The sequence below is a fragment of the Cupriavidus sp. 86D6 genome (genome assembly GCF_057815095.1).
The window spans coordinates 35,476-48,915 of the sequence record NZ_JBYPSB010000024.1; the positions used below are offsets into that span (position 1 = coordinate 35,476).

The 13,440-nt window shown below is 62.6% G+C and carries 10 protein-coding genes; 5 read left to right on the forward strand and 5 right to left on the reverse strand.

Features of this window, described 5'->3' with window-relative positions:
* The first annotated feature begins 531 nt into the window (after nucleotides 1-531).
* Nucleotides 532-867 (forward strand): hypothetical protein, encoded by a 336-nt coding sequence (locus tag AC3G88_RS28200; RefSeq protein ID WP_153950239.1) that lies wholly within the window; start codon nucleotides 532-534, stop codon nucleotides 865-867.
* 163 nt (nucleotides 868-1,030) lie between these two features.
* On the opposite strand, the gene AC3G88_RS28205 is transcribed toward AC3G88_RS28200, so the two are convergent.
* The 3 genes from AC3G88_RS28205 to AC3G88_RS28215 all read right to left on the reverse strand — a co-directional run bounded on the left by AC3G88_RS28205 (nucleotide 1,031) and on the right by AC3G88_RS28215 (nucleotide 4,981).
* On the reverse strand, nucleotides 1,031-2,404 hold the full coding sequence (locus AC3G88_RS28205; RefSeq protein ID WP_488774168.1) for a sigma 54-interacting transcriptional regulator: 1,374 nt from the start codon (nucleotides 2,402-2,404) through the stop codon (nucleotides 1,031-1,033).
* A gap of 128 nt (nucleotides 2,405-2,532) precedes the next feature.
* Nucleotides 2,533-3,006 carry a hypothetical protein gene (locus AC3G88_RS28210; RefSeq protein WP_488774167.1) on the reverse strand — a complete coding sequence of 158 codons (474 nt, stop codon included), beginning with the start codon at nucleotides 3,004-3,006 and terminating at the stop codon, nucleotides 2,533-2,535.
* Between the two features lie 616 nt (nucleotides 3,007-3,622).
* Entirely contained in the window at nucleotides 3,623-4,981 is a 1,359-nt protein-coding gene (locus AC3G88_RS28215; RefSeq protein WP_488774166.1) for an NCS2 family permease, read from the reverse strand.
* A gap of 312 nt (nucleotides 4,982-5,293) precedes the next feature.
* Here AC3G88_RS28215 and AC3G88_RS28220 point away from each other — a divergent pair, with 312 nt between their 5' ends.
* Nucleotides 5,294-5,497, forward strand: a complete 204-nt coding sequence (locus tag AC3G88_RS28220; RefSeq protein WP_029051093.1) for a cold-shock protein — start codon at nucleotides 5,294-5,296, stop codon at nucleotides 5,495-5,497.
* Nucleotides 5,498-7,098: 1,601 nt separating this feature from the next.
* Complete coding sequence (locus AC3G88_RS28225) at nucleotides 7,099-8,193, forward strand: replication protein RepA (RefSeq protein WP_153950243.1); 1,095 nt, start codon at nucleotides 7,099-7,101, stop codon at nucleotides 8,191-8,193.
* Between the two features lie 145 nt (nucleotides 8,194-8,338).
* Here the strand turns inward: AC3G88_RS28225 and AC3G88_RS28230 are convergent, their stop codons facing one another.
* Nucleotides 8,339-8,542 carry a cold-shock protein gene (locus AC3G88_RS28230; protein ID WP_006159056.1) on the reverse strand — a complete coding sequence of 68 codons (204 nt, stop codon included), beginning with the start codon at nucleotides 8,540-8,542 and terminating at the stop codon, nucleotides 8,339-8,341.
* Between the two features lie 416 nt (nucleotides 8,543-8,958).
* Between AC3G88_RS28230 and AC3G88_RS28235 the strand changes: the two genes are divergently transcribed.
* Both AC3G88_RS28235 and AC3G88_RS28240 read left to right on the forward strand, forming a co-directional pair.
* Complete coding sequence (locus AC3G88_RS28235) at nucleotides 8,959-9,615, forward strand: AAA family ATPase (protein ID WP_343656984.1); 657 nt, start codon at nucleotides 8,959-8,961, stop codon at nucleotides 9,613-9,615.
* Nucleotides 9,616-9,620: 5 nt separating this feature from the next.
* Nucleotides 9,621-10,637: a ParB/RepB/Spo0J family partition protein gene (locus tag AC3G88_RS28240; RefSeq protein ID WP_487522551.1), complete on the forward strand. Its 1,017-nt coding sequence runs from the start codon at nucleotides 9,621-9,623 to the stop codon at nucleotides 10,635-10,637.
* Here AC3G88_RS28240 and AC3G88_RS28245 read toward each other — a convergent pair.
* Nucleotides 10,629-12,266 (reverse strand): phage integrase family protein, encoded by a 1,638-nt coding sequence (locus tag AC3G88_RS28245; RefSeq protein WP_488774165.1) that lies wholly within the window; start codon nucleotides 12,264-12,266, stop codon nucleotides 10,629-10,631. The two genes, AC3G88_RS28240 and AC3G88_RS28245, sit on opposite strands and share 9 nt — an antisense overlap.
* Nucleotides 12,267-13,440 lie beyond the last annotated feature (1,174 nt).

The following is a 13,440-nucleotide window of genomic DNA, read 5'->3' on the forward strand; positions in this document are numbered from 1 at the left end:
ACCGATTGCCGCCGCGGGGGCGTCATGGCGCGCGACATGCAGCGCGGCCCCTGCCGGCAAGCCTTGTAAAACAAGCGTTTGCACCCGATTGGCACGCTTGTCGCTCTGTTACGCATGGGAGAAGTCCGAGTCAAATAACAAAGAAAGTCAGAACGCAGGAGAAGACACTGCCATGCGTCATCCACCCGCCCGAATGACGGCGCGCCGCCGCGCCTATCGGCTTGCAGGCCCGCCCCCGTCCGTCAGGGAATTGCTCTCGCCGCCCCTGCTTCCGTCTCCACGGCAGGCCACGCGGCCGGTCACGTCGTTTTGCGCCACCGCCCATCGCAGTTCGGCCGCGCCAGCCAGCCGCCAGCGCAACGGGCATCCTGGCTGCTGACAGGCGCCTGACCGATGCATTTGGCCTGGCAGATGACGTGAAACAGGCTTTCGGGCACGCGCCCGTTGCTTTTTGGCGCGCCGGCACCTAAACAGGTTTACGTGCTCCGTCCCCCGGCGGGCACCTTTTTCCAGGAAGGGAGGGAGCCACCCATGTACGCCAGAGTGTTAGCCACCATCGCAGTGGCATTGCTCTCGACCGCGGCCGCGCCCGCACTGGCGGGCAACTACGCCTATTTCGACCGGCCGGAGGATGCAGACCTGAACAGTCACGCGGCCGTCAGCAACGATATCTACGTGCGGGCATTCGGCTGGGCCTGGGGCGACGTGCGGTTCAAGCCCGACCAGACGCCGGCACACTCCGCGCAACCGGCCGAACGGCAGGCGCGCGACTACATTACCGATCCCCACGACGTGTCGCCGGGGCGTCTGCAACATGACGACAGCGCACCGCCTCGTGGGCGCCGTGGCAAGGTCAGCATGAGCTAGGGCCGCTGGCCGGCCAGTTTGCGCGGGCCAAGCCGCGCCAGCCTTCCGCCGCTGTCCGGGCGAAAGGACGAAGGGGGTCCGGCGAGCGGACGTCGCCGGATCCCCCTTGGCGCCATTCACGTCCTGGCGCGTTTTCCTTTGCCGGTCTTCCGCGAAGTTGCCGCTAGTCTCCCGAAGCGCCTGGCTGCAAGTCCACGCGGATATTGTGCTTGTGCATCAGCCGGTAAAGCGTCACGCGCGACACGTTCAGTTCGCGCGCCGCCGGCACCACGTGGAAGCCATGGCTGGCCATCACCGTGCGGATGGCTTCGCGCTCGGCTTCTTCGCGAATGGCGTCGAGCGTCTTGCGCGGGACTTCCACCCCGCCATGCAGCTGCAGGTCCTCGGCCGTGATCTTGCGGTTGTCGGTCATCACGATCGCACGCCGCACGCGGTTGATCAGTTCGCGCACATTGCCGGGCCAGCTGTATTGCATCATGGCCTGCGTCGCACACGTGGAGAACCCGCGGATGCGGCGATGCGCCTCGTGCCCATGTTCGGCCAGCACGGCGTTGGCCAGCAGCAGGATGTCTTCGCCGCGCTCGCGCAGCGGCGGGATGGTGAGCGTCAGCACGCAGAGCCGGTGGAACAGGTCGGAGCGGAAGCGGCCATCGCCCTGCGCCGCCACCAGGTCCACGTGCGTGGCCGAGATGATGCGCAGGTCCAGCGGAATCGACTGGTGGCCGCCCAGGCGCGTGATGGTGCCCTGCTGCAGGAACCGCAGCAGCGCCACCTGGCTTTCCAGCGGCAGGTCGCCAATTTCGTCCAGGAACAGCGTGCCGCCCTGCGCCTGCTCGATCCAGCCGATCTTGCGCTGGTTGGCGCCGGTGAAAGCGCCCTTCTCGTAGCCGAACAGTTCGGACTGCACCAGGTGCGACGGAATGGCGCCGCAGTTGATGGCCACGAACGGCCCCTTGCGCCGGCTCGACGCTTCGTGGATGGCCTGAGCGGCCAGTTCCTTGCCGGTGCCCGATTCGCCGGAGATAAACACCGGGGCATCGTTGTGCGCCACCTTGGCCAGCGACCGGAACATGGCACGCATCGGCTGGCATTCGCCGATCATGGGTCCGCGCGTGTTCTGCTCGGGCATGCGCGCGCCGTGCAGGCTGGCCATGCCGTGGGCGTGCTTGAGCGTGTAGAGCAGTTCGTCGAACGAAAACGGCGTGCGCACGTAATCCACGCAATAGTCCCGGATAAGCCGGCGTACGCGTTCGTCCTCGAGCATGGCCGTCGAAGTAATGGCCACCCACATGACATGCAGATGCTGCAGTCCCTGCTCGAGCTGGGTCAGCTCGGCGTCGGTGTACGGCGCCTGCAGGTCGATGATGCCGGCCATCGGCGCGCTGCCGCGCACCGTGCGCTCCAGGTCTCGCACCTGTTGCACACGCCGGATTTCCCAGCCCGATCCGAACTGGGATGCACTGAAACCAAAATCCTCATAGCGCGACACGAGCACGATCTGTGCGGTGCGTGCGGGCGCCTTGCACAGTCGGTCCATGACGTTCTCCCTGACGTTGGGCTTCTTGTTGGTCGCAACGGAACCGGCGGCACGCGCGGCCGAGGGCCATTCGGCCCGGCCCGGTTCCGCCGGCTGCGCGGGCTGGCCCGCGCGCAACGTCTGGGGGATCACGGCGTGGACAAACTGCGTGATGGGTCTTCGAGCACGCTGGCACGATCGCCGGCCGCGCACAGTTCGTCGCGGATACGGCGGCGCACCATGTCTTTCTCGCGCATGAGCTCGATGCTGGGCGACTCCGGTTTCTGGCCCGAATACTGGTAATACAGCGCCTTGTACGTCAGCTGGCTCAGGATCCATTCCTGCAGCAGCAGGCGCTGGCGGCACAGTTCGTTGGCCAGCAGGCGATGGCGCTGCAACAGCCCCTCGACTGCGGCGCGCGTGCGCGGCGAGAGTTCGTGGTCTTCGGCAAGCACGGCGGCAACGTCGGTGATGGCGTAGTCCTCGTGCCCTGCATCGCTCCCTTCATGCAGCGCGATGTCTGCGGAGGCTTCTCCCAGGGCTTTCCATTGGCCCTGCGCCGGCTGGCTGCCAGGCTGGCTGATGGGCCCGACGGCGGGACGCCGGATTTCTCCTGCGGTCATGATCTGTTCCCCGTTGAACAACATCCCCCGGCACTACACGTTCGCGTTTACCACTTTCTGTTCTGGATTCGAGCTGTCTTTGTCCGGTGCGCATGGATGTTCGCGCACTCTTTCTTTCGTGGTGGCGAAGCCGTCCTGCGAGGACGGTCTCATGATCGGCTGGCCCCGTTCTGGTGCTACCGGCGGGCCTCGCCAATTTGCTGTCGCGTGCGGTCGATGCGCGTCGACGGCGCCCGGATCCCGGAGTCAACAAAGGGCGCTCTTGCGCGCCCTCAAATTTTTGCCACGCCTCTAGTTCAGTGCATTTCCCCCCTTTTGTCCAGCCCGGAATGTTGGCTGTCAGCCAAGTCTCATACTTTTGTATGAGACTTGGAAGCGGCTTTCGACTGCGCCTTACTAGGTTAATGAGCACTTACATTCGTCGCAGAAACGGGTACGTCGTCGCGCTGCCGCACATCCGTTTGATACGCAGAAACAGGTACGCGTACATTCAGCGGCAGCGCCGGATGTCATCGTTTTCATTTTGAATGTGTCAAACCACGCGCCGCAATGCAAAGGGGATGGCGTTTCGGCCATCCCCACTTGTTTCATGAAACCTTCGCGCGCTGCGCGCCGGTCAATGCCCAGGCAAGTAGTAGAACTTGAACAGGAACACCGCGGCGATGATCCATGCCATCACCGGCACATCCCTGGCGCGGCCCGTCAGCAGCTTCAGCGCGGCATACGAGATAAAGCCGAAGGCCACGCCGTTGGCCACCGAATAGGTAAACGGCATGGCCAGCGCGGTCAGGACGGCGGGCACCACTTCGGTGACATCGCTCCAGTCGATGTCGACGAGCTCGCGCAGCATCAGGCACGACACGTACAGCAACGCCGGCGCGGTGGCATAGGCCGGGACCGTGCCGGCCAGCGGCGCGATGAACAGGCACGCCAGGAACAGCACGGCCACCGTGACGGCGGTCAGGCCCGTGCGGCCGCCCGCCTGCACGCCCGACGCACTTTCGATATAGGCAGTGGTGGAAGACGTACCGAGCAGCGAACCCGCCATGATCGCGGTGCTGTCAGCCATGAGGGCCTTGTTCAGGCGGTCCATCTTGCCGGCCTTGAGCAGCCCCGCACGGTTGGCCACCCCCATCAGCGTGCCCGTGGCGTCAAACAGCTCCACCAGGAAGAACACCAACACCACGTTGACGATGCCGATCGACAGCGCGCCGGAGATATCGAGCTTGAACAGCGTGGGCGAGATCGAAGGCGGCGCCGACACCACGCCGTGGAACTGGTTGCCCGCGAAAATGAAGCTGAGCACCGTGGTCAGCAGAATGCCGATCAGGATGGCGCCCTTCACCTTGAGCCGGTCCAGCGCCACGATTGCCAGGAAGCCAATGATGGCCAGCACGGCCTGCGGCTGGTGCAGGTCGCCGATGGTGACCAGCGTTGCGGGATTGCCGGTGATGATGCCCGCACTGTGCAACGCGATGATGGCAAGGAACAGACCGATACCGGCGGTAATGGCGCCGCGAATCGCGACGGGAATGCCCTTGACGATGGCTTCGCGTACGCGGAACAGCGTCACCACGAGGAACAGGCAGCCCGAGATGAACACGGCCCCCAGCGCAGCCTGCCACGGCAGGCCCATGCCTTTGACCACGGTATAGGCAAAGTAGGCGTTCAGCCCCATGCCAGGCGCCATGGCAATCGGGTAGTTGGCATAGAAGCCCATGATCAGCGTGCCGATGGCGGCAGCCAGGCACGTGGCCACGAAGACGGCATCCTTCGGCACGCCGGCATCGCCCAGGATGCTCGGGTTCACGAAGATGATGTAGGCCATCGTCAGGAACGTTGTGACGCCGGCCAGCACTTCGGTGCGCACGTCGGTGTTGTGTTCGCGCAGGCGGAAGAGGCGCTCCACAAGGCTCGATGAGGGGGATGCGGCGGATGGATGGCTTGGCCGGGGGGCCTGTTCAGGGGTGGACATGGTGTCTCCGGGGTGCTCGGGCGGCGCGTGCGACACGCGTCGCCGGGTGCCGTGTTGACTCGACAATGCGGAAACGGCCGGATCATCCCACAAGCCGCCAGGGGCTTCCAGCCCCGGCCGGGGAATCCCTGCCTTGACGAGACCGGCAATCCCCCGTATAAATCTCCGCCAGATTCAAGCGACGAGGCAACAGTTCATTCGTTAGCCAACGTCTTGGTACTTCGGTTGTCCATGGTGTCCTTTCCTTGAGTTGGCAATACGGTGGTGTGCGCACCATCGGTTTCTTTTTTATTTTTTTTGGAAAGCAATACCATGCAAACCGGTATCGTAAAGTGGTTCAACGACGCCAAGGGCTTCGGTTTCATCAAGCCGGACGCCGGCGGTGACGATCTGTTCGCGCACTTCTCGGAAGTCCGCGCCGAGGGCTTCAAGTCGCTGCAAGAAAACCAACGCGTGTCGTTCGAAGTCAAGAACGGCCCGAAGGGCCTGCAAGCGGCTAACATCACCCCGATGTAAGTCCAGGCTGCACGCGCGCTTCGGCGTGCGTCGCGTCCAAAAAAACCCGCCATCGGCGGGTTTTTTTTCGTCCGTCCACGGCGGACAGCTCCAGGCTGCTGTTGCGGATGCGGCGTATTCGCGACACGCGGCCCCTGTCGCCTCCTGGCGTAGAACGCCGGCGTCACGGTCCGCCTCCGCACATCCCTTCTGTCCTTGCACGCTCCCGTCGGCTGCACCTCGCAGAAACGGGTACGCATTCCCCAGGCCGCCTGACTGTCGCCGCAGAAACGGGTACGCCCGTCGTGGGCGTCGGCGCAGAAATGGGTACGGACCGCGCCGTCGCGCCTTCCTTGTGACGGGATTACAACAGGTTTGTGCAACGCAGAAACAGGTACGCTTTTTTGCTTTATATGGCTTTTGAGGCACCTGGCATCGGGAGTTATCCCGCCTAATGTTTGGGCAAGGCAGTTTTCCCCGCAGAATCGGGTTCGCATGTTCGGGCGCCCATGAATACAGGGCTGCGACGCAGGCGCTGCGCAGAAACGGGTACGGTTTACGGCCACCGGCGGCCGCAGAAATGGGTACGCAACGGATTTGCAGGCACTTCCGAGTCTCCGTCCGCGTTCCCGCGATGGCCGCCAACCACGCAGAAACAGGTACGCAGGCTGCCGCAGCATGCTTGATTCGCGGTGTGCAAAGTGATGGCTGGCTCTGCGTATACCCGTTGATGCAGCGTTGACGTATACCCGCGGTCGCCGTATCACCGCGGGGGCAGCTCGCAGAAATGGGTACGGCCGGCAAGCAACGGTCCATTTTTCAGGACGCAGAAACGGGTACGCCTTGGTGGATGGGGCGCCTGTAAGTTAGGTTCCGCAGATTTGGGTACGCCGCAGAAACTGGTTCGACAGGGCAGCATGGGAGCCTCCAACCCTGTATACGCAGAATCGGGTTCGTTTTCTGGCCATCCAGGCGCAGAAACGGGTACGCAACGCACCCGGAACGCGGCGCGCGGCCGCCAGGGCGTACCTGATTCTGCGGGGATAAGGCCCTCCATCGCCCCGCGCAAGCCACGGTGACTGCCGGTTCGGCCCATGCCGCGCAGAAACGGGTACGCTTTGTGCTCGACTTTCTGTGGAAAAGCCTGTGGGATCAGTGACTTATCCCCGCAGATTTCGGTTCGCCGATTTCGCTGAAACGGGTTCGCCTGGCCGCAGATTCGGGTTCGGGGCTACGCAGAAACGAGTACGGATGGCCGCAGAAACGGGTACAGAGGGGGTCGAAAAACGCTTTGCAATCAATGGGCTTGGCGCTCCGTATACGGTTTACGAGTAGTTAACCCGTATCGGTATCGTTTACTTGTAGTGGATGAGCAGCCAACCGTGGACAACCCTGGCGGGTTGCCCACCGTGCGGCCGCCATCTCACCAATCGCCAGATACTCTGGCCAGTCAACACAAACAGCCTGCAGGACAGGCCTTGCGTTGCCCGACCGATGTCCCGACCGACGCGCTGGAGAGGGCAAACGGCATCCTCGCCAGATAAACACGTATACGTACCCGTTTCTGCGTGACAACGTATACGTGATCGCGTAAAAAGGCGGGTAATCCGAAGCCCATCAATATGTCGATCAAACGCTCTATGGCCTCCGAGGGAGAACGTGCCGTCCTGGAAGCGGACGCGGAACCGTCCCGCATCATCATTCCCGGGAACGAGAACGCCCTCGCGCCGTCCGAGAAATTCCAGCGTCTTTTCGACGAAGCCCAGGCCATGGAGCGCGAAGACGCGTGGCAAAGTGGCGAAGTAGGCTTCCTGAGCCGTGCAAGCGTGCAGGTCACCCTGCCGTATCGCGCACCGAAGGGCGCGCCGCCCGTCTGGACACGCACCAGCGGCAATATCTCGCTGATGATTCAGCCTGGCTACTTCACGCAGCAACGCTCCGAGCGCGCGTCGAATGGCCGGCAGAAGCTTGTCTCCGAAACCGTGTCGCTGGGATACCCGTACGGCTCCTACCCGCGCCTGATGCTTGCCTGGATCGGCAAGGAGATCATGGCCAAGAAGAAGCGCGGCGAATTCACCGGAACGGTGGAAGACCGTCGTATTTCGCTTGGCAACTCGCTGTCGGAGTTCATGTACAACCTTGGCATTCCGATGGCCACGGGGGGCAAGCGCGGCACGATGACGCTGGTACGCCAGCAGATGATCCGGCTGTTTTCGGCCACGATCGCCATCGTCCAGAACAAGTCGGTGCCAGTGCCGAATCAGGCACCGAATCATGAGCCTCTGTCGATCGATCGGGTCGGTTATTTGCTGGCCGATCAGCTGTCGACCTGGTGGGATCCGATGCAGCCTGGGCAGGGCTCGATGTTCGAGAGCTTTGTCGTGCTGTCGGAGCCGTTCTTCAATGAGCTGGTCAACCGGCCTGTTCCGGTCGACATGCGCGCCCTCAAGGCGCTGAAGCAGTCGCCGTTCGCGCTCGACGTGTATTCCTGGCTTACCTACCGGTTCTTCACGATCCAGCGGCGGACGGAGATCCCGTGGGAAGCGTTGCAGATGCAGTTCGGGACCGAAACGGAGAGCGAACGCAAGTTCCGGGCGCTGTTCCGCAAGGCGCTCAAGGACGTGCTCGTTGTCTATCCCGGCGCGAAGGTCGATGCGGACTCGTCCAAGGCGCTGATCCTCCAGCCGTCGCGTACGAGCGTGCGCAAGCTCGGATAAGGGCTTGTAGCAGGGGCCAGCGCGGCGTGGCGTCCCAGGCGGGGGGACGGGCCGGCTGAAAAGCAGGAAGGGCAAGCATGCGCTTGCCCTTCTTGCTTACCGGTCAGTCATCTCGACGACCGCCGGGAAACTGCAGCGGTTCGCTTCAGGCCGGCTTGATCGCAGAAGCCTGGAGGCCCTTCGGACCTTGCTTGACTTCAAACGTCACGCGCTGACCATCCTTCAGGGTCTTGAAACCCGAGCCCTGAATCTCCGAGAAGTGGGCAAACAGGTCTGCGCCGCCATCGTCGGGAGTAATGAAGCCGAAACCCTTGGTCTCGTTGAACCACTTGACCGTACCGGTTGCCATAAGAAAGTCCTTTCGAAGCAAGTTCGTTTTACACAACGCAAACAACCGTTCAAGCACGCTGGGGTCTCGTAGATACCGAACGGAAGTCAACGAGTTGACACGACTTGACTCGACTGTAACGGGCATCATAACCACATTGTGTTGCGGTGTCATGTGCGCGGTAATGCGCACTACCTTTACTTTAGGCGGATTCTGTACCGCTTTTCAAGAAGAAGAATCCCCAAAGTTGATATAGGCGGTTTGTCCCACCAACGCACTTCCAGCGCGCTGACGCGCCCTCGCTGCCGCTTTGCCCAACGCTTCCAATTTATTTAAATTTTCGAAAATGGGTTGTAGCGCACTGTGGGATTGGCTAAAGTTTCGCCTTGATTGAACACCCATCATTCGCGCTTTCAGCGCTGAAAGTGAGGCCCCAAGTGGCAGCAAAAATCATCACCGTTTTCAACCAGAAGGGCGGCTGCGGCAAGACCACCGTCAGCATGCATCTCGCTGGCACATTGGGACTCCGTGGCGCGCGCTCGATGCTTGTCGACATGGATGAGCAGGGCACCGCCACCAGATGGGCAGCGCAGGCCAGCGATGAACGGCCCTTCCCGGCTTCTGTCATCGGGCTCGCGCCCTCTGGCGGCGCCATGCATCGGGAAGTGCGCAAGTTTGTGCATGACTACGACTACATTCTTGTCGACTGCCCGCCGGCCGTGCATTCGGCGGCGCCGTCCAGTGCGCTGCTGATTTCCGACCTGGCGATTATTCCCGTGGTCCCGTCGCCGCCCGATTTGTGGGCCGCCGTTGCGGCCAAGACATTGGCGCAGCATGCGCAGGTACAGAACGAGACCCTGCAGATTCGCGTCATGGCGAACATGGTCCAACGACGCGTTTCCATCGCGCGACAGGCTATCGAGATTCTTGGCGACGACGGTGACGTGCCCCTGCTGAATTCGATGATCGGTTCGCGCTCGGCGTTTCGCGAGTGCCAGGCGATCGGCTGCACGGTCCATGGAGTTCCGGGTGCGCGGGAGGCGATCCAGGAAGTCGACATGATGGTGGACGAGGTCCTGTCCTTGATTGAGTAATACGAATGGCAACGAAACTGAAAAGCCTGAAGGCCGGCATGCTCGCCGGCATGGCCGCGGAAAAGACCCGCAGCGATGCGATCGACCGGTTCGCACGTGCGGAAGCCGCGCTGTCCGAACATCCGAATGGCCTTTTGCAGAACCAGCGCCCCCCGCAGGCGTCGGCGACTTTCAGCGCTGAAAGTGCGGTCGCCAATGCGGAAGGTCGGCTGCTGATTCGCGTGCCCATCGCGAACCTGCACGACAACCCCTTCAACGCGCGACGCATTTACGATCCTGCCGTGGTGCAGGAGCGCGCCGCATCGATCGCCACGCATGGCCAGAAGACGCCAGGTCTGGCTGCCCCCGATCCTGCGCGGCCAGGGCAATACATCCTGATCGACGGTCACTATCGAAAGCGCGCCCTGGCATCCGCCGGCAAGCTGGAGATGGAGTGCTTTATCGAGGACGATCTTAGCGACCTCGATTTTTACCGGCTCTCGTTCCTGCTTAACGAGCAGCGATCGGACCAGTCTGCACTGGACAACGCCATTGCCTGGCGCCAACTGCTGGACGAAGGCAAGGTCCAGAAAGAAGAAGAGATCTGTGAACTGACCGGGATGTCCGCTGGCACGGTCAACAAGACGCTGGCGCTACTGAAGTTGCCTGAATCGGTGCTCGCTGTCATGCGCGAGCGGCCCAGCGCCATCGGCATCTCGGCCGGCTACGAGTTGACCCTCTATTGCAAGATCGCTGGCGAGGATCGCACGCGCGAGCTGGCCACGCGGATCATGAACGACGGGCTGTCGAGCCGCGAGGTGGAATCGATCCGGAAACACGCGCAAGAAGGCAAGTCTCGCAAGGTCAAGGAAATCAGCCGCCAGTACAAGATTCGCACCGAGGCGGGTCAACTGCTGGGGACGATCAAGGAATGGGATTCCGGACGCATCATGCTCGATGTCCAGCTGACCGACCGCAACGCTCGGGAAGATCTGCTGGAAGTCCTGAAGGCCCGCTTCGGCCTGGACAAGACGCTACTCTGATCTCGGGAGCCTGAGCTGGCGGGGTGTGAACGCCGCCGGCACATCGTCACGCGCGGCGGCGAAGCGCCGCCAGCTGACGCGGAGCAGCCGCTCCAGCCCGCTCGAAGAATAGCCGGCTGCGGTCTGGGACCGCTTCGCGCGACCCCGTTCGGTGTCAGGGAAATCAACCGGTGCGAGCAAGGCGGCGTCGGGACGCTCGCCCGAAAAACTGCCGTCCCATTCCAGCTCGCGATCGCCCCAGTGCATCCGCAGCGCCTGCCACACGTCGGCGTCCAGCGAGATATCTCCCGCCCTTGCGGCACTCTTTGCCGCCAATGCCAGATGGACGCCGGCGACACCGGGAGCCAAATGCGCGAGGCGAAGCGTAGATAGTTCTGTTACGCGAAGTCCGTGCCGTGCAATCAGCAAGGCCGCGGCCCGTGCTGCGCGCTGCTGGGGCGACGGCGTATCGTTCGCAAGCCAGTCCAGGAAGCGATCGACCGGAATCGTCGACACCGCGCGCAGCGTGTCGGGCGAAGTCGGTGGCACCTCCACCACCGAGGTGTCTGCCGACAAGGCCTGCGGCGGGGTGAGCGCATCGTACGCATCCAAAGGAACTGACTCGCGTGCCTGTCGGCCGCGTTTGCGCGGCACTTCGTTATGAAGCGCGCCAAGTAGCGACCGGACTACGCGCAGGGCAGCTTCGCAGGAACTGGTACGCAAAGGCCCTTCGAATGGCCGCCAATGCACCTTGTCGCGTGCGCTGGCGGGGCCGCACCAGAAGTCAGCCGGTTGGGGGTCGCCGAGAAACGACTGGTACGCCGCCAGGTCTGCGGCGGACAGCGCGCGCAGTGAACGGCCCTGTCGCGCGGCCCACAGCAACAAACGTTCGGCCTCGCGCCGATAGCTCTTCCAGGTGTTCGGCGATGATTTCTTTGTCGTCAGCCAATGCCGTACCAGGCGCAGATCTTCGGCCAGTTCCCTTTCGAGGGCAGTGCGCCCGCCGTCCATGCGCATCCATTCCAAGGGGATGGGCACGCGCATGGCCGGAGATAACGGGGCCGGTAAAAGCGCCTTTCGCGCCACAAAATCATCGGGTAAAAGTACAAAATCCCGCAGCTTGATGTCGGACGTTGCCTGCTGACCGGCCAGCCAGCGCACCACGGTTTCGCAGGATCTTCTACCGATTCGGGGGACGTGACGCCACCAACTGCTACCTCGCCGATTGGCCAATGTCACGAGATCGGCGATGGTATGGATGTCCGCGGCCATCAGTCGCCGGGCCAGGCTGGGTCCGAACCACAGCGTTACACGGTGGGACGGCAGAGGCCGCCCCTGACCCAGCTGTTCGATCGACGACAGCGCCTCGACCCGGCGGGACATGCCTGTGTCTGACCGGCCGCGCAGCGCCTCGAACATCTCGGCGATATCCGGGCGGTCGTGCTGGAGGGCAAACTGCACCAGCCGATCGCGCAGCGACAGAATGCGTTGGATCGCCTGATGCTCGGTCAGATCATCATCGTCATCGGGATCCAACAGATAGCGGTTGGCGATATCGATTGGGCGCATGCCCTGCGCATACGCACGGACCACCGCGAATTCGGTGCGGGTCAGCTTTGTCGCCGCCAGGGTGTCGTGATCAGCGGACACGCTTGGGCTCCAGATACTGTGCCGTTAGAAGCACATTAATACCTTGAATCGGTCGCTGTTGTCGACTTCCCACGGCGTCCGTAGCAGCCTCGTGGCGGAGCGGAGCGCCGAAACCGCCGCATATGGGCGTAGCTACGTAAGTGACTGATTTGCAACCGAAAGTTTTCATCCCCAATCCTGACCGGCCCATTCTGCACATCAAAGTGCAATGCAAATTATTTTAATGCAAGCTGGCGCACATGGGGAAATTCAGGCGGAGACAAGGTGACAGCAGCACGGCGACCGATTTGAAGGGCTGAGGGCCCATATGGCCGAAGATCTCGCCTGGCATGGACGATACCAGAAGCCAGGCGGCCCCATGGCGCCTTAGCGGCTGGGTAGGGCGCGAGTACGGCCAGGGAGGCCAAGCGCCGTCGCGACAACAAGGTTTCAGGGCCCGCCAAGCGGGTGCTTGGAAAGATGCCTGTGGCACGCTCCCTGCCCCCGCGCGGCATCTCCGCATGCCGGACGTGCGCCTCAAATCCAGCTAACGAATGTGAGCCCGGTTTCAGCGGTGGCCTTCATTCGTGCCGCGTGCGAACGCGGCGAGGACCGGGGCAAGACATCCGCCGCTCGATGCGCTTCGCCTACAGCGGGCCAACGCGTCCTTGGGGCCACTGAGAGTGCGCAGCAGCCGCTTTCGGGTAATGGATCGCGGGTTGCCGCAGTGCCCTCCAGCGAGAAAATCGCGTCGTTGCTAGTGTCATTCCGCAGCGTTGATTTAAAAGGAATTTCATACGCAGCAGTGAGTACGCTTTGGGTCCGGCGACGTGGTTATCGACGCATGGAAGTGCAGGGCGAGCGAGTCTCTCGAAGCGCAACGGGCGTATACGTATAGGCGTATACGCATTCCGCTACCGGCTTGCCTCCCGGTTCCGTCACGGCGCACCCAGCGGAAAAAACCGCAAAATACGCATCATTCGTTCGAATGATTTTTCCCTGGCTCAAGAGCGATCGCGTCACTAATCCACCGAATAAATTGCGTCGAACGAACACGGGCACGCGAGCGCCACCCCGGTGGGTGATGGCGCTCGCGTGCCCGCGTCTTGTGGGAGGTGTTGGAGGTCTTCGATCAGTACTCGATCACCGGCGCATGCACCGGCGCGATCGACGGATGAGCGCTTTGCGTGCGCTG